This window comes from Citrobacter sp. RHBSTW-00029 (genome assembly GCF_014104295.1).
In the GTDB taxonomy this organism is placed as follows: domain Bacteria; phylum Pseudomonadota; class Gammaproteobacteria; order Enterobacterales; family Enterobacteriaceae; genus Citrobacter; species Citrobacter youngae.
Genome location: NZ_JABXRT010000001.1, coordinates 1,176,493 through 1,192,511, shown reverse-complemented (window position 1 = coordinate 1,192,511; position 16,019 = coordinate 1,176,493). Strand labels below are relative to the sequence as shown.

Genomic DNA, 16,019 nt, shown 5'->3' with positions numbered 1-16,019 from the left:
CCGTGAGCCTGAAATGAAAAAGGCCGCCATGCGGCAGCCTCGGAGTAAGTACGGGTGTTTACATTGGTGGAGTGATTGGGCCTTGTAGCACCTCAGCTTCACCGTTATGGCAAATGTCATCGCCTCTGGTCAGATGCCAGACACCTGTGATTGTTTTACCTGTTTCCAGATCATCAACAGTGTCATTCGTATAGTACGCTACCTGTACAACACCGACATGCTGAATCCAGTATGTAGTGGTCAAGTAATAATGGCCACAGTTTTACAGTAAAAATGGTATCTGTTCTCAGACTCTTCCGGCGTCAGTCCACCGTTATAATGGTGAGGTCTGACGCTGTTGTAGTAGTTCAGTATGTAATCATTAATTTGCTGCCGGGCCTCGTCCTTGCCTGCATAACCATGTGCTGGCACCCATTCTGTTTTCAGACTGCGGAAGAAGCGTTCCATTGGACTGTTATCCCAGCAGTTTCCCCGTCGACTGACGCTTTGTTTTATTCTGTAACGCCAGAGAAGTTGCTGATATTTCAGACCTGTATATTGGCTTCCCTGGTCGCTATGGAACATGACATCACGCGGTTGACCACGCGTTTCATAGGCCATCCGCAGGGCACTGCTTATCAGTGCGGTATCGGCATGTACTGACAGACTCCAGCCGACAACCCTGCGGGCAAAAAGATCCATGACGACCGCCAGATAGCACCAGCGATTTCCTGCCCAGAGATACGTAATGTCTCCGCACCACACCCGGTCTGGTTCGGGCACAGCGAACTGACGCTCGAGCAGATTCGGCAGGCAGGTATGCTCCTGACGGGCATTTTTGTACTGATGTTTTCCGGGCTGATAACTGCTCAGGTTCAGATATTTCATCAGACGTCCGGCACGGTAACGGCTCATCGCGACGCCGTTTTGGGTCAGCATGTCAGCCAGAGTGCGTGCCCCCGCAGAGCCCCGACTCTGGTTCCACGCCCGACGTATTTCGCTGCACAACCTGACGTGTACCGGATTAACCATATCGCGTCGTTTTCGCCAGTACCGGTAACTGCTGCGGTGTATTTCCAGCGCGGAGCACAGGCTGACAACCGTGTGGCTGTCACTCAGTCTGGCAACTATCGTGAACCGTTCAGCGAGTCGGACATCAAGAGCGCAGTAGCCTTTTTTAATATCGTATTTTGTTCCTCCAGACGGCGAACCTGCTTTTCCAGCTCGCGGATACGTTGCTGGTCTGGAGTAATGGGCGTGGCAGTGGGCGTAATCCCCTGGCGCTCTCGTCTGAGCTGGCGTACCCAGGACTCAAGCGTGGTAGAACCAACATTCATTGCTTCACTGGCTTGTCGATATGAGTAGCCTTTATCAACAATCAGCTGTGCACATTCCAGCCTGAACTCAGGGGTGAAAGTACGTTTAGTTTTCTTGTTCATTAAGTCACCTGTTTTATGTTGTGGTGAGAATATCACCTTTAATCAGGTGGCCAAATTTACTGTGCCACTACAGTAATACCCTTCCTTCATATCTCCCCCAATAACTAAAAATCATATTGTAAAGGAAGACTCATATGCTGTTTGTGCAAGAAAACACAACGGACAAGGGTGAGACGTCCCATTAGGTCACTGTCCGTTTTCTCAGATAGGGGCATTCTCATACTCAGGTTCTTTACGAGACTTTTTCTTAGTGCTATTCACCGCTAACCACTATCTTCTCGGCGACTCATTACAATCAATCTATGCGCGTTACCTTACTAATGGCTATATCAATTCAGTCACCGATATTTTTATCAGCTTCCTATCTTTTCATAAAATTAAGATTTCCTGGGCAAATTAAGGTAAAGTTGAAGTCCATCCATCAAGGAAAAGCCTATGTCAGAACGTAAAGACTCTAAATCACGCCGTAACTATCTTGTCAAATGTACCTGCCCAAACTGTACCCAGCAATCTGAACACAGTTTTTCAAGAGTACAAAAAGGTTCCCTTTTAATCTGTCCTCATTGCAATAAAGTATTCCAGACGAATCAAAAAGAAGCAGCCTGAATCTGTTTGAGATACCGTTTCTCGCACAGAATCACTACGTCTGTATTTTAAGATTATTCAAGTTACAGATAATAAAAAACCCGCTGGCTGCGGGTTTAGTATTTTCATATTCAATGAATAGTAATTATGATGATATCTGGGAAAACCATCCCCTTGCATACTTTAGTAGTGTAAGGCAAGCAGTTAGTCTCTACCGTTAAGCTTTCCGTGCAGTGAACCTACACTCAACGACAATGGTCAGTATACTTTCTTTTCAAGATAGAGATGAAATATGCTCACCGTTGCCTTTAATGCTGGATCAGTAACATTCTAACGCTACTGATCCAACAATACATCCATTACTTCTGTCAGTATATCTACTCAGGCCTTAGCCGTCATCGTTATCGCATACAGACAAAAAAAGGATTTTACTCTGTGATAACTACACTGCCGGCAACCGGACCTTTAGCACCATTCTCAATGGAGAATGAGACTTTTTGGCCTTCAAACAAGGTGCGGAAATTATCGCTCTGGATAGCAGAGAAATGAACAAATACATCTTTACTACCATCTGCAGGAGAGATAAAACCGAATCCCTTATCAGCATTAAACCATTTTACTAAACCAGTCATTTTATTTGACATTTTCATTCCTTAATTTGGCCTTCCGGCGAACATGGTTTTATTACAGAAACTACTTAGCGCTTAGTGGAGAGACTCAAAGAAGGGATAAATATACAACACCTGAAATGAGAACTGCTTTAGTAAACTACTTTGTATTTTGTCTGATCTTAAAACCGACACAATCATTAACGCATGGGCGTATATAATAATCAATATTTATTTTAGCCATCCAGATCTCACGATGGCCGAAAAGTATTTCTGGCATTATCTATGAGCATGTGTATAGTGCACCTCGTTATTAGCTTTAAGGAATTTTTTTGTCTCGTAAAATGACAGGTATTGTCACAGCCTTTGACTGCAAAAGCGGAAAAGGTCTAATCTCCCCCTCCGATGGTCGCAAAGATGTGCAGCTTCACATTTCAGCTCTAAACCTCCGTGACTCAGAAGTACTCCTTCCCGGATTACGCGTTGAGTTTTGTCGAATAAATGGTCTTCGAGGCCCGTCGGCAGCGAACGTATATCTCTCATGACTTGTAGCCCCCTCTGACTTCTGGAATCATAATAGATAATTTAAAAACAGGGAGAGTTTCATATGTATCCGAAAATCTACTTAAACGACTGGCTGACAGGTCTTAAGAGCTCATGCTGCACGCTGATAGCGACTATACTTCTTTTCATCTAACCTGTTAGTTCGCCGCGTCCTGCTGGCCCCAGCTTGAAAGCAGGGGCTAGGAATCATGGTATCATCTGGAAAACACTGCAAATTCAAGCAGATGTTATTACAAATTGCGGTGCGAAATAACAATACTTAACAGACTAAATAGCTTTTTGGAATTCCACAACCCTTTTTGCTTTATATGTGCCAGTATTTTTTCTCGGGCATTCTATATCCATCTCCAGAGTTACATCCACCATCGCCAAGCAACCTTCAATAAAACCCTCAGCAGCCTGCAGTCGCTTTAATACTTGCGTATGGGAAATTCCCAACTTTTTCCCCATAACACGAACGGGAATACAATGGACGTAATACCATTCAAGCATCACACACAAAAGAGGATCATGTTTCTTAAGTCTGGCCATTGCGCAATTAATAATTAACCCATCGTTATCACTGCAAGACAATCTGGTTTTGCATGTCTGGGGCAACAGCCCCTTGAATCCTGCTGCTACTGGAGAATAGTTCACTCCTGAACTATCACTAGCGACCCAACCGCCCCATCGTTTTAAAGCCATCTGAATATCTCGCATGTTATCTCCTCTATTCATGCCAGTACGCCGATTGCCAGCGCACGATCTATAACGCGAAAAACAAGCATCAACTGGTCACCATATTTCGCTTCAAATGCCACAGGATCAGCATGCAACTCATCGTGATGTTCTCTGCACAGTGGTATAACAAACAAGTCGTGCGCCTTTGTTCCCATCCCCCCCTGTCCATGGCCAATCAGGTGATGCGGATCATCTGCCGGTCGCCTACAACATTCGCAGGGTTGAGTTTTAATCCATGCCAGATATCTGGGAGCCATCCAGCGGATCCGCTTTGGACGTTTCATAAAGGTTTGCGGGGACTCAGGATCGACCAGAACACTAATTACGGGCTTAACCGCTGGCACCTGTGCTGGTGCCATGTTCACGGTTACTGTGCTGGCTTTGGCTGTAATGATGCTGGTGGAGGACACGCCAGGTTCGATATCGCATTCACGCATGACTGGCTGATGCTCTTCTGAAGGAATACGAAGCGCCCGGCAGGCTACTGATTCGGGAATTGCGTCGGTAACCCCCATACGTACCGCCCACCAGCAAAGCTCCGCAAGCGACAGTTCTCTGGATGGATCCTGATTAAGCGCCACCATAATGCTATTGATAATCCAGCTAATAACATTACGTCTCGCCAGCTCTGCAAGTTGCTCGCTGTAGTGGTCACGCAAATGGTTATCACAATGTCCACACAGAAGAACCGATCCGGGTTCATGACGCAGAGTGGTTAACTCGTGATAATGGTAATCGCTGTGTGGCCATTGGCAGCAGCCTCCGCCATAACGCAGAAGCCAGTAATCAAGGCCACTCAAACCACCAACTGCCTTAATAACTTTTTCATCCAGGAAGAACGGTCGCAGGGACTCGTCATACGCAAGCGGCTGGCGAACGTCAGGAACACGGCCTGCAGGTGTAGTGGCACAGTAAATTTGGCCACCTGATTAAAGGTGATATTCTCACCACAACATAAAACAGGTGACTTAATGAACAAGAAAACTAAACGTACTTTCACCCCTGAGTTCAGGCTGGAATGTGCACAGCTGATTGTTGATAAAGGCTACTCATATCGACAAGCCAGTGAAGCAATGAATGTTGGTTCTACCACGCTTGAGTCCTGGGTACGCCAGCTCAGACGAGAGCGCCAGGGGATTACGCCCACTGCCACGCCCATTACTCCAGACCAGCAACGTATCCGCGAGCTGGAAAAGCAGGTTCGCCGTCTGGAGGAACAAAATACGATATTAAAAAAGGCTACTGCGCTCTTGATGTCCGACTCGCTGAACGGTTCACGATAGTTGCCAGACTGAGTGACAGCCACACGGTTGTCAGCCTGTGCTCCGCGCTGGAAATACACCGCAGCAGTTACCGGTACTGGCGAAAACGACGCGATATGGTTAATCCGGTACACGTCAGGTTGTGCAGCGAAATACGTCGGGCGTGGAACCAGAGTCGGGGCTCTGCGGGGGCACGCACTCTGGCTGACATGCTGACCCAAAACGGCGTCGCGATGAGCCGTTACCGTGCCGGACGTCTGATGAAATATCTGAACCTGAGCAGTTATCAGCCCGGAAAACATCAGTACAAAAATGCCCGTCAGGAGCATACCTGCCTGCCGAATCTGCTCGAGCGTCAGTTCGCTGTGCCCGAACCAGACCGGGTGTGGTGCGGAGACATTACGTATCTCTGGGCAGGAAATCGCTGGTGCTATCTGGCGGTCGTCATGGATCTTTTTGCCCGCAGGGTTGTCGGCTGGAGTCTGTCAGTACATGCCGATACCGCACTGATAAGCAGTGCCCTGCGGATGGCCTATGAAACGCGTGGTCAACCGCGTGATGTCATGTTCCATAGCGACCAGGGAAGCCAATATACAGGTCTGAAATATCAGCAACTTCTCTGGCGTTACAGAATAAAACAAAGCGTCAGTCGACGGGGAAACTGCTGGGATAACAGTCCAATGGAACGCTTCTTCCGCAGTCTGAAAACAGAATGGGTGCCAGCACATGGTTATGCAGGCAAGGACGAGGCCCGGCAGCAAATTAATGATTACATACTGAACTACTACAACAGCGTCAGACCTCACCATTATAACGGTGGACTGACGCCGGAAGAGTCTGAGAACAGATACCATTTTTACTGTAAAACTGTGGCCAGTATTACTTGACCACTACAAGGCAAACGCTCCATACCTGCTGGCTGGCTTTCCACCAGTACACGCTCAGAACTGAATAATGACATCAGCTCACTGCCCGGCTTGAGCAGCACAATTCCAAGTTCACGCGCAACCACGGGTTTAAGCAACGCCCTCATTCTGCAATCTCCCCGATAATTATTTGCCCCTTCTCTCCCCATAATTTAGTGACGCGTGAATCCCAGATGTGAGCATCATCTTCGTAAATGGCATCCATCAGGGCTTTCATCATGTTGTCGAAATCAGGTTTAGCCTGGTGTGGTTTACCATTGAACTCAGCCCGTTTCTTTTTGCTCCAGCTCGCTGGCATCGGAAGAATGAAGGTGACATGTGAACCGCTTTCCGCCAGCTCAACACCCCGCAGACGAACTTCATCACAGAAAGCCCAGTAACGCAGAACCTCGGGGCGTTTTTTCCATTTGTCAGCACGCGTCATTCTGGGCTTGCCCATTGGGGTAATATCGTAGACTTTCACATTCACCTCCAGATCCGTTGTTGCCAGGTTCTGTCCTGACGAGGAGGCCTAGATACTTCCGGCAAGAACGCGCTGATCGTCCAGTGAATAAAGTCATTATCCAGACTACGCTTGGTCTTAATCTGCTTTGCTTTATAGCGGGCTTCCAGTTCGTCAGCCTGCTCAGTGGTGAGTTGGGTGTGTTGAAACCAGCTTTTCTTCATAACGCACCTCTGGATGCGGCAAAAAGAAAATCGCTGGCGTTGGTTAACGTCAGTATGTGGGATTGCTTGAATTGATCTTGCGCCATGGGCTTTTCTCCTGTGGCGCAGCAGGTATAGGTTGTTCAGGCCTATGACGGGAGTGTAACAGATTTCTGGGTAACGCGATAACCAGCCCTTTCCAGCATCTGAGTAAACAACGTAGGTGTACCAATAATTTCATCATCCTGAAGAGGCATGAAAGACACCATGCTACCGCGACGGTACATCAGTGCGCGCTCACACTCAGGAAATGATCGCAGCCTGGCAACGATGACTCCATCGTGACATCTGATGACTGCGTAGCCTTTTTTGGGCAATTCTAATTTTTCTTTCACTTAAACTCCCCCATGCAATCGGGATAAAGTAATACCCAAAAAACTAATAAAACCAGTCGTCAGCGCTTTCCCAGGTCTCCTGGAGGATTTCCTCCACCTTCGTTTTATCGCCCTTATCGCCACCAAAAACTGTCAAGCTATCACCGCCAGCCGTGCGGATAACTAGAGAACAATTTCCATATTGATTCTGAAGTCGCTTAAGCAGCTCTTTCTCAAGTGCGGGTATGGCTCCGCGCGGCAGGTCTTTTGATTTGTTGATCGTAAGTTCTACCTTCATAATTCCCTCTACATCAAAATACTGTACATTCATACAGTATACCTATTGAATCTCATATTCAAGTGGTTAATAGCACTTTTTGCCAAAGCCATGCCGTTGTATACACTGAGCTTTTCCTAGCATTAGGGATTCACTAAATCTGAGTGGCAACACTGTATAGATAAGAAAAAACCCGCCGGAGCGGGTTAAAGATCCAGAGATTAAATAGTTTAAAGGCTGTATTCAAAAACTAATTAACCATCAGGCGTAGGGCTAAATCATCCGGGTAGGGGTCAAAATAGTTCTGAGTAAGCAAATAGCGATCTGGATATTCAGCCAGATAGTGCTTTAGCAAAGTAAGTGGAGCGAGTATCGGCAAGAGTCCACTGCTATAGTTGAGAATAACGTCACGCAGTTCTCCGCGCTGACGTGTATTCAACTGGTTACGGAAGTATCCCTGGATGTGCATCAACACGTTGGTATGGTTTTTCCGTGAGGACGGCTTCTTGAGGATTGCCATTAACTTTTCTCGGTAAAGAACAAAAAATGCTTCCAAATCATTCCACTCATGCATCGAAGCAACAAAAGGCCCAATTTCACGATAGCCTGCTTGGTTATGAGCCAAAAGCTGGAGCTTATAGCGACTATGGAAACTAAGTATCCCATGACGCGTAAGGCCATTAGCCCTTAAGATGTTAAGTTCATTGAGAGCAAAGATGCGCTCGACAAAATTCTCCCTCAGTACCGGATCGTGCAAACGTCCATCTTCCTCAACCGGCAACCACGGATATGCTTCCATTAACGCACCAGTAAAAAGGCCCGTGCCTTCTTTCCGCCCACGATTTCCCATTTCGTCATACAACCTCACTCTCTCCATACCGCAACTCGGTGATTTGGCACAGACAATAAAGCCAGACAAGGTGCTAAGCCCTCGGATATATGGAGTTGTGAATTCAGTCATTTTGTCAGTTATATCCTCACCAGGCTCGTGACTAAAACGCATGCGAATATAACCTTCATTGGTTTGAACCAGGCGCAATGCTGGGCGGGGAACAGATAAACCAATGGACATCTCCGGACAGACAGGCTTGAAAGTTACCCACTGAGCCAGTTCATCCATCGCAAAACCCATTCGTTTATGGCCGCCGTCGAACCGCACAGCTGTTCCGGTCAAGCATCCGCTAATCCCGATAGCTGGTTGAGTGTTCATATCGATACCCTCGTTAATTCAATGCCCACTTCGCGAAAGGAAAATCGTGACTGTTCAAATGATAATACCTAATCTATTTATATCATTCTTATTACAGATAAGCATAACCATGAGGACATCGCCAGCGTAATGAAAAGGAATCAGATAGAGCCGTAAAGTTGAGGTTCCTTCACTCATCCTTAAATCTTACGCCTACCACTAGCAGGACATGCTCAACGTCGAGTAGTGAAAGCCATGTTCCGCCGTTTTTCGGTTGTCATGCTGGCATCCTCCCCACGATATCTATAACCCGGCGCATAACTGCACTTCCCCGAAAATCTGCAGGTAACTCAATAACAGGTTTACTCGATCCGTATGAAAAACGCTGGAGATCGAAATCAATCACAGCCTTCTGATCCCTGAACAAACCAAGACGACCGTAACGAATGAGTTCGCCGCGTTCGGCTGCGACGCGGAAATACTTCTCAGCAGTCTGACGATGCAGCGACAACATCTGTGATGCCTCGCTAACGGTTAAGCGTCCACGGATTTTCACCTCTTCAATGATCACCCGAATAAGTGCCGCCTGCTCTTCTGGTGTATTTGGTCTTGGCATGCTGATCATCTCCGGGCCATACGTAGACATTCATTACGTTGCTGCGCTATACGTGACACTTCAGCTGAACTACGGGCTATGTCTAACATGTCGGTATATACCTTTGCCGCGCGCCGCCAGAGTCCCCGTGACTTAAGGTCTTTCGCCATTTTCTCCGCTAATTGCGTTTCAGCCGGATCGCTTTTCTCTTCCATGAAGGGCAGCTTTACGTCAGGTAATTCTGCATCCGGAGAGATGTTATAAACATACTGAGTTCCGTTGTGAGTGCGCAGGACTGTGCCGCTGACAGTCAGCGCGCGCAGAAACTTACCAGCGGTACCGGATGGAATATCCAGCGCTTCACACACATCACGTAATACGCAGTTCGGGGTATGGCGTACCACTATCGCTACCCGATCTTTCTGAGAGATTTCTATGGTCATTGGTCAATACTCGTTTTAGTTACTTCACGACCCGTAAATGGGTCACATTTTTGCGATAACTTCCCCAGGCGAAATTTACCCAGATACCGTCATCCATGGTTAAGCGGTCCATGACCCGCTCACCCAGAACTTTTGATAATTCGTCATAATTCAGGTTTGTAAGTACACCCACTGGTTTCATTGACGCCATACGGCGATCGATTATCTGATTAAGTAATACCCACTCATTGCGCGTATCACGTTGAACACCAACCTCATCAAGAACAAGCAAATCAACCTTGCACAAATCATCCAGCAAATCAGACTCAGACTGGCCCTCGTCATAGCACTTGCGGGCGCGAAGCATCAAATCAGGTACTGTCACAACCAGAACGGAATAATCGTGCTGAAGCAGGTAGTTCCCGATTGCCGCGGCAAGATGATTTTTCCCTGTTCCGCAACTGCCGCTGAATATGAAACTGGTAAAGCCATTCCCAAAGTTATGGGCGTAGCTCTTTGCCATCGTCAGCGCGTGTTTCTGCCCGTCGTTGCTCACCTGGTAATTTGCAAATGAACACCCCCTGTGCAACTCGCAGATCCCTGAGCGCCCAAAAATCCTTTCTGAACGGTTACGCTGATTTTGTTTTTCCAGCTCAGCTGCGCGCTTTCGCCCTTCTTCCTGCTGCCAGGCCATTAATTCCTGACTGCTGGTAAATTTCGGCTGAACACCTGCAGGCATGAGATTACGTAGACGGCCAAGTAAGTCATGCGTCGATTTCATCGTTACCCCCTGAATCCCGGCGGGATCTGAGTGTCAGGTTGTGAAACGCCAAAGCCAGCCTGTCGACGTGTACCTGCCGATGGTGAGGAAGATTTGGCGCGTGATGTTTTCAGGCTGGAAGCAAAAGTCTGTTCCCACTGGATGTGGTGTTTAACTTTCCCTTCACATTTCCAGTAGTCCCGGAACTGCTGTAATTCGACGGAGGTATACCCTGGTAGATCCCCAAGGTTTATTCCCCACTGCGCAGCCTGGCGTACAAAGTCATCACCAGGTGTCCAGTCATCTGTGATCGGAAATTTGCCTATGGGCGGTAAAAAGTCACCTGGCGCGTGTAACTCTCTCTCTTGGTTTTCTTTTAGATCTGTATCTGTATCTGGATCTTTATTAGTTGGGTTTCCGTTGGTATTCTGTTTTAACGGCTGCTCAACACCCGTTGAACACCCGTTGTTATTTTGTTGGTTATTCGCTCCTTTTTTAGCTTTTCTCGCCTGAGCGGATGCCTTTCCAGCTGCTGACTTTTGGCTGATTGAGTTTTTAACCGCCTCCAGATCACGCTCTATACGCTCCTGTACCCATTCGGTTCCGTTATCGTTAAAAAACTCTTTCAACGAAGGTTCAACGGCATCCCAACGGTCGTTACTCAGCCGTGCAATTTTCGATAGACGGTTTTTGGGGATCGGGCGACCTGTTTGCCAATAATTGAACATCAGTAGCAGGTATGCGCCATGCTCTTCTGTAGACAGATGCATGGTGTCCGCCAGGTAATCAGCAATGTAAAGTTGCATGTAAGGCAGAGCTGCCATGGTTACTCCCTTGTCCGGTTTCCCGGCGCGTAATGGTTATTGCTCAAAACTCGATTAAAACAATTGCGGCGCTACAGCGCTTAAACTCGCCAGTAGTGGTCCCGCCGCGTCAGCAGGTAACATGTTGAACAATGCGATTGCTGCTTCACGAATTTCCTTCTCCAGTTTCTGTAACGGAGCGCCGATTAATTTCGCATGGTGTGCCTCACTGCACTCTTTGATAGCGTTCGCCACCAGCTCCGCTTCTGTGCTCGCATTACTTAGCCCGTGCTTCCTGGCAATCTGAACTGGCATAGCTGCAATGATTGAGCCTGACAGCTGCATAACGTAAGCCGTATACTTTTCTGACCCTCCTTCGTTTTTCAGATATCGGAATAAATTCTGCTTATTAACAGCAATTCCGCGGCCATCTGCCTTGGCCCACTCTTCAGCCACCAGCTGAGCGATCCGTTCCTGTGCCTGTCCTGGTAATGTCGATTCCCATTCACGAACGGCAGCCAATATGGCACGGTGCTGGATGCCGTCACGGCGCTGGGGTTTAAAATGATTTTCCGTTTTCAACGGAATAGCTAAACGCTGGCTATGATGTTGATACGTGGCTGATTGCATGATTAAGCCTCCTTTTGAGGTAAACCATCAGTGGGGTTTGGATAAAGATCCGGTCTGATTTCATGTGGGGTGACTTTCCAATCCAGCGCCCTGCAGGCGTTTAGAACCTCTGTGCTGGCGACTTGAGTGCGAAACCAGACTGAAACTGTCTGTGAGTTTTTGCCTAAGCGGCGAGCCAGTTCTGATTGGCTGCCACACAGTGAAAGTATTTTCTGTTGAATGTGATCTTTCATGCTTCCTCCCAATTTAAGAATCACATAATTGATAAATAATTTGTCAATGTCAAGAAACTTAATCAATCACATCTGATAAGAAAGTTTGTATGCTTGCTTATGGGTTTGATTTGGATACGAACATGAACTTCGAAGAAAGACTGTTACGAGCTCTTGATGAAGCTGGAATATCTCAATCTGAGTTGGGTCGCAGGGTTGGGGTAAACTCACAAACGGTTAGTAACTGGTGCAATACCGGCAATTTCCCACGCAAGGAGAAACTGGCCCTATTTCCAGAAGCTCTAGGTAAGCCGTTGTATTGGTTCTTTTTAACCGATGAAGAAGAGTCTTATCTTAAAGCGACCAGTGAAAGTAAAACGGTACTGAATGAGAAACAAGCTGCGCTACTGGAGATTTTTGACCAGCTACCAGAAGTCGAACAAACCCGCTTCATTGAACTAGCCAGCAATCGACTTGAAGAGCTTGATAAATTCATGGCTGAATTTCTCAGCAAGAGAAAGATCGAGCCATCCCCCACTAAAGATTGATTCCAACCATACAAGAGGTCGCTTAAGGCGGCCTTTTTTATTGCTTCCCATCGCCAAAAGAACCCACAAAAACAATCATTGAAATAAATTATGTCAAATCTCCGTTGACTGATGACATATTTATTTGTAGTCTGATTTTAGAAAATCAGTCATCAAGGCAGGACGCCCACGAAGTAGCTGCCGGCGGCATACGAATCACCGGATGAGATGGCAGGCATTAACACGCAGCAGGTTCAACGTTCCGCCAGCCTGGCGACAAGGGCAACACAAGAGGATAAATCCATGATCGATTTCGCACGTAAACCAGTGCGGTGTCAGGCCGTACATCTAAATCGCATTGAAGTCATCATTCGACTGATTTGCTACACGCTTGCCCAGAAGGGCGACCCGTCTGCCGACCAACAGACCGTAGTTCGTTAATAACGAGTTTGACCAATGGCTGTTGCCAGCATCAGTAAGGAAGTGACTATGGAGTTTGGAATGAAACGTGTGGTGGCATCTGTTCAGGTGGTTGCCATCCTCAACAGGATTTACAACGGCAGCCCTGTTTCCATCGCATCTATCAGTAAGGAATCAAAACTGTCTGTGTCTTACCTCGAGCAGATTTTCTCGAAGCTGCGCAGCAGTGAAATCGTCACCAGCCAGCGTGGCGCTGGTGGCGGGTACCACCTTAGCAAAGCAAACCCCAGCGTGGCTGACGTCGTTCGCGCCGTTACTCACACGCCTGATTCATTTGAGCCCGTGCTGAATGCTCTGGAGTGGGTCCCCGTCGCACAGCTGGCGCAGGGAAAATCCCCCACCCCATAAAGCACAAAACCCGCGCAAGGCGGGTTAAGTACCCGGTCAGCCGACCAAAGCTTTCCGGAACGAGTTTTGACCAATAACCACTACCTTAGGCGGCGATCATCAGCTGCCGGGTATCTTACAATCCTATGGAGCCCGAACGCAATGTTAACGTATGCGTATCTTATTAAAGCCAAAGCGAAAGCAACTGAGGCAAAAAACCTGTTTTGCTGGTTCTCTGCGAAATCAGATTCCCGTGCAGAACGCGAAATCCTCAATATTCTCGAAGATAACGATATTGCCGTCGGTCGTGGCGCCGACTATCAATTACCTGTCCGCACCAACTGGTTTGTTGTTGACGATCTACCTGAGGAAAGCACACTTGATGACACATGGTGCGATCGTTACGAACTGGCAGAAGACCAGCAGACGTGGCAACTGAAACAGAAGCCGGATAATGAAAATCTGGAGGCTTCCAGCCAGCAAAAACCTGAAACTTCCAGTGCCAATGTATCCACCAGCGATGCGCCAGCATTGCTCCGCCCCATATCTCGCCTGCGCCTGTCTCAGCGGCTGATTGCGCACCTGTTAAATGACGGCGAAGAGAAGGAAATCAGTGAAGCGCGGCACGTCGAGATCGGACAGATGGAACTGGACGATAATGATCTCTATATACAAAACCTGTTACTGGCCGTTGCAAATGTGCCAGCGGCGAAAGAGCTTTCTGCCCATGTCGAGTGGAACCTGGCAAACGCCATAAAAGAAGTCTTCGACCGTGAGCAGGTTTATACCGTCGCTTCATTTGAGGAATTTATTACCGAATGGATTACGGAACCGAAAATGCGGACTCAAACCGTGCAGGAGTGGATTAACGATAAGAAAGCACGAATTGTGGGTGATGAGCCCACCGTTCCACCTGTAACGCCAGAACTCATTACCGTTGCGACCCTCCCGCTACGCCAGCGCCTTTTAGCTCAGTTTATTTCTGATGAATATGCTTACCATATTGATACTGAACAGAAGAAAACCATTCAGGAACTTGAGCTGGATGTGGATAACAGCTACGTGCAAAATCTGCTGCTTGCTGCAGAGAATGTAGAACCATTCAGGAAAGCGCCAGAGATCGATATCTGGAAAATTGTCAGCGCGCTAAAAACTATTTTCCCGGTTGATGGTAAACGAGTGGATCTGTCTACCGTAATTCAGTTCTTTAAGGCCTGGTTCAACACTGAACACATTGATCGCGGGTTGCTGGTTAAAGAGTGGTGTAAGGGCAATCGTGTGTCTCAGATTCAGCGCTCTGATGCCGGAACCAACGCTGGTGGGGGCAATAAGACCGATCGCAACCCGGAACTTGTCCACTCGCTGGACACTCTGGACATTGATATTGCGCTGGCCACACTTCCAATGGATTTCAACATCTACGATATCCCGGGTGGCGTTTTCCGTCGCGCAAAAGAGATCATTGCTAAAAACGAAAGCCCGTTCAAAGAGTGGTCCGTCGCCCTGCGCAAACGCGCTGGCATCCTGGATTATTCCCGTGCCGCTATTTTCGCGCTTATTCGCAGTGCAGAAGAAAACGCTCACCATTTCCCGGAACTGCTGAGCCGTCACATCAATAAGAACCTGACTGAAACCGACCACCAGCACCCAACTGAAGAAACCCTGGCGGCAGCCGGTCACGTGCCAGAAAAAAGCTGGGAAAACGAAATTAACGAGAAAGTCACAGCTGAACAGAACGCTGTAGTCGAACAACCAGCAATCGCCAACATGGGCAACGGAGTGTTCTCCATCGATGGCCTAATGGGGAGCCAGCCAGCGCCAGCGCTTTCTGTCGTAGACCAGGTACGCCAGCGCGCCGTCGAGGATAAAATACATCATGCCAATACAGAGGAAGCCACCAGCGATGTGCAGATGGAAGAAACTGACAACAACGAAATCAAAGCTAATCCGGAAGTGTCTCAGAGCGAAACAGCAGTTTTGCCAGTTAAAAGCGCTGATGCAACTGGTGACACGTCAGCTTCCCTGAATAATGAACCCGTTCACCATATTAATACAGATCCCCTGAACGCTTTTTATACTCACCTGATGCTTGATATGGAAACTATGGGCAACAGCCCTGATGCCCCAATAGTCTCTATCGGCGCTGTATTTTTTGATCCTTCAACTGGTAACACTGGAGCCGAGTTTTACCAGATTGTCAGTCTAGAGTCATCGATGTCGTTTGGCATGAAACCGGATGCCTCGACAATTCAGTGGTGGTTAAAACAATCTTCGGAAGCCCGTTCTGCGATTCTTGTTGATGGAGCCATGGGGTTGCGCGAAGTCCTTGAGCTTCTGGCCGACTTTATTGCTGAAAATGCTGCTAACGGTAGTCACTCCGTTCAGGTATGGGGTAATGGCTGTTCGTTTGATAACGTCATTCTCCGCCGCGCGTATGTGTTAACAGAAACGCCCTTCGCTGTTCCGTTCTGGAATGACAGGGACGTAAGGACCATGGTTGAACTGGGTAAATCTGTCGGTATCAATCCGCGCTTCGACATCCCGTTTGAAGGTGATTTGCACAATGCACTTTCTGACGCCCGGCATCAGGTCAAATACGTCTCTGCAATCTGGAAACGTCTGACCGCAAACTGATTTTCTAATTTCACAATTTATGGTTCCTGCCTGGTATGTTTTTACAGGCAGGCCATCAGAG

The 16,019-nt window shown here is 47.8% G+C and carries 23 protein-coding genes; 7 read left to right on the top strand and 16 right to left on the bottom strand.

Annotated elements, in window-relative coordinates; genetic code table 11:
• Positions 1-58: 58 nt before the first annotated feature.
• The gene (locus HV041_RS24990) at positions 59-244 is read right to left on the bottom strand and encodes a hypothetical protein (protein ID WP_249424101.1); all 186 of its coding nucleotides are present in this window, start codon (positions 242-244) and stop codon (positions 59-61) included.
• A protein-coding gene (locus HV041_RS05700) for an IS3 family transposase (RefSeq protein WP_182294064.1) occupies positions 241-1,454 on the bottom strand; the annotation gives its coding sequence in 2 pieces (ribosomal slippage) (positions 241-1,160 and positions 1,160-1,454; 1,215 coding nt in all). Before HV041_RS05700 ends, HV041_RS24990 begins: the two co-directional genes overlap by 4 nt.
• Positions 1,455-1,853: 399 nt before the next feature.
• Here HV041_RS05700 and HV041_RS24885 point away from each other — a divergent pair.
• Positions 1,854-2,024: a YnfU family zinc-binding protein gene (locus HV041_RS24885; RefSeq protein WP_162835200.1), complete on the top strand. Its 171-nt coding sequence runs from the start codon at positions 1,854-1,856 to the stop codon at positions 2,022-2,024.
• Between the two features lie 407 nt (positions 2,025-2,431).
• On the opposite strand, the gene cspA is transcribed toward HV041_RS24885, so the two are convergent.
• The gene (gene cspA, locus HV041_RS05695) at positions 2,432-2,647 is read right to left on the bottom strand and encodes an RNA chaperone/antiterminator CspA (protein ID WP_040230721.1); all 216 of its coding nucleotides are present in this window, start codon (positions 2,645-2,647) and stop codon (positions 2,432-2,434) included.
• Positions 2,648-2,943: 296 nt separating this feature from the next.
• Here cspA and cspF point away from each other — a divergent pair, with 296 nt between their 5' ends.
• Positions 2,944-3,156 (top strand): cold shock-like protein CspF, encoded by a 213-nt coding sequence (gene cspF, locus HV041_RS05690; RefSeq protein WP_072041427.1) that lies wholly within the window; start codon positions 2,944-2,946, stop codon positions 3,154-3,156.
• Between the two features lie 286 nt (positions 3,157-3,442).
• On the opposite strand, the gene HV041_RS05685 is transcribed toward cspF, so the two are convergent.
• Together HV041_RS05685 and HV041_RS05680 are read right to left on the bottom strand one after the other, a co-directional pair.
• On the bottom strand, positions 3,443-3,874 hold the full coding sequence (locus HV041_RS05685) for an antiterminator Q family protein (RefSeq protein WP_052463721.1): 432 nt from the start codon (positions 3,872-3,874) through the stop codon (positions 3,443-3,445).
• A 14-nt stretch (positions 3,875-3,888) separates the two neighbouring features.
• The gene (locus tag HV041_RS05680; RefSeq protein WP_249424100.1) at positions 3,889-4,695 is read right to left on the bottom strand and encodes a DUF968 domain-containing protein; all 807 of its coding nucleotides are present in this window, start codon (positions 4,693-4,695) and stop codon (positions 3,889-3,891) included.
• 135 nt (positions 4,696-4,830) lie between these two features.
• On the opposite strand from HV041_RS05680, the gene HV041_RS05675 reads away from it, so the two are divergent.
• Positions 4,831-6,044, top strand: a protein-coding gene (locus HV041_RS05675; protein ID WP_148735742.1) for an IS3 family transposase whose coding sequence is annotated in 2 segments (ribosomal slippage) — positions 4,831-5,125 and positions 5,125-6,044 — 1,215 coding nt in all. Because the reading frame shifts where the segments join, the coding sequence is not laid out codon by codon here.
• Between the two features lie 142 nt (positions 6,045-6,186).
• Here HV041_RS05675 and HV041_RS05670 read toward each other — a convergent pair.
• The 11 genes from HV041_RS05670 to HV041_RS05620 all read right to left on the bottom strand — a co-directional run bounded on the left by HV041_RS05670 (position 6,187) and on the right by HV041_RS05620 (position 12,011).
• On the bottom strand, positions 6,187-6,546 hold the full coding sequence (locus HV041_RS05670; RefSeq protein ID WP_137379063.1) for a RusA family crossover junction endodeoxyribonuclease: 360 nt from the start codon (positions 6,544-6,546) through the stop codon (positions 6,187-6,189).
• A gap of 2 nt (positions 6,547-6,548) precedes the next feature.
• Complete coding sequence (locus HV041_RS05665) at positions 6,549-6,749, bottom strand: hypothetical protein (protein WP_137379062.1); 201 nt, start codon at positions 6,747-6,749, stop codon at positions 6,549-6,551.
• Positions 6,750-6,877: 128 nt separating this feature from the next.
• Positions 6,878-7,123, bottom strand: a complete 246-nt coding sequence (locus HV041_RS05660) for a hypothetical protein (protein WP_137379061.1) — start codon at positions 7,121-7,123, stop codon at positions 6,878-6,880.
• A gap of 43 nt (positions 7,124-7,166) precedes the next feature.
• Positions 7,167-7,400, bottom strand: coding sequence for a DinI-like family protein (locus HV041_RS05655; protein WP_032943871.1), 234 nt, complete (start codon positions 7,398-7,400; stop codon positions 7,167-7,169).
• Between the two features lie 229 nt (positions 7,401-7,629).
• Positions 7,630-8,589 carry a DUF523 and DUF1722 domain-containing protein gene (locus HV041_RS05650; RefSeq protein ID WP_137379060.1) on the bottom strand — a complete coding sequence of 320 codons (960 nt, stop codon included), beginning with the start codon at positions 8,587-8,589 and terminating at the stop codon, positions 7,630-7,632.
• Positions 8,590-8,845: 256 nt separating this feature from the next.
• Positions 8,846-9,184 carry a DUF977 family protein gene (locus HV041_RS05645; RefSeq protein WP_016150447.1) on the bottom strand — a complete coding sequence of 113 codons (339 nt, stop codon included), beginning with the start codon at positions 9,182-9,184 and terminating at the stop codon, positions 8,846-8,848.
• A gap of 5 nt (positions 9,185-9,189) precedes the next feature.
• Entirely contained in the window at positions 9,190-9,606 is a 417-nt protein-coding gene (locus HV041_RS05640) for a PerC family transcriptional regulator (protein WP_048221169.1), read from the bottom strand.
• Between the two features lie 19 nt (positions 9,607-9,625).
• Positions 9,626-10,366 carry an ATP-binding protein gene (locus HV041_RS05635; RefSeq protein WP_048235132.1) on the bottom strand — a complete coding sequence of 247 codons (741 nt, stop codon included), beginning with the start codon at positions 10,364-10,366 and terminating at the stop codon, positions 9,626-9,628.
• Positions 10,367-10,368: 2 nt separating this feature from the next.
• A complete protein-coding gene (locus HV041_RS05630) occupies positions 10,369-11,169 on the bottom strand; it encodes a DUF1376 domain-containing protein (RefSeq protein WP_094169096.1) in 801 nt (266 codons plus the stop codon).
• 54 nt (positions 11,170-11,223) lie between these two features.
• Positions 11,224-11,778, bottom strand: coding sequence for a toxin YdaT family protein (locus HV041_RS05625; protein ID WP_071698683.1), 555 nt, complete (start codon positions 11,776-11,778; stop codon positions 11,224-11,226).
• Between the two features lie 2 nt (positions 11,779-11,780).
• A complete protein-coding gene (locus tag HV041_RS05620; RefSeq protein ID WP_071698699.1) occupies positions 11,781-12,011 on the bottom strand; it encodes a YdaS family helix-turn-helix protein in 231 nt (76 codons plus the stop codon).
• An 89-nt stretch (positions 12,012-12,100) separates the two neighbouring features.
• On the opposite strand from HV041_RS05620, the gene HV041_RS05615 reads away from it, so the two are divergent.
• The 4 genes from HV041_RS05615 (at position 12,101) to HV041_RS05600 (ending at position 15,958) form a co-directional block, all read left to right on the top strand.
• Entirely contained in the window at positions 12,101-12,538 is a 438-nt protein-coding gene (locus tag HV041_RS05615) for a helix-turn-helix domain-containing protein (protein ID WP_079223866.1), read from the top strand.
• Between the two features lie 207 nt (positions 12,539-12,745).
• Entirely contained in the window at positions 12,746-12,958 is a 213-nt protein-coding gene (locus tag HV041_RS05610; RefSeq protein WP_086523794.1) for a hypothetical protein, read from the top strand.
• A gap of 48 nt (positions 12,959-13,006) precedes the next feature.
• Complete coding sequence (locus HV041_RS05605; RefSeq protein WP_225622103.1) at positions 13,007-13,345, top strand: Rrf2 family transcriptional regulator; 339 nt, start codon at positions 13,007-13,009, stop codon at positions 13,343-13,345.
• Between the two features lie 141 nt (positions 13,346-13,486).
• Positions 13,487-15,958 carry a 3'-5' exoribonuclease gene (locus HV041_RS05600; RefSeq protein ID WP_182294063.1) on the top strand — a complete coding sequence of 824 codons (2,472 nt, stop codon included), beginning with the start codon at positions 13,487-13,489 and terminating at the stop codon, positions 15,956-15,958.
• Positions 15,959-16,019 lie beyond the last annotated feature (61 nt).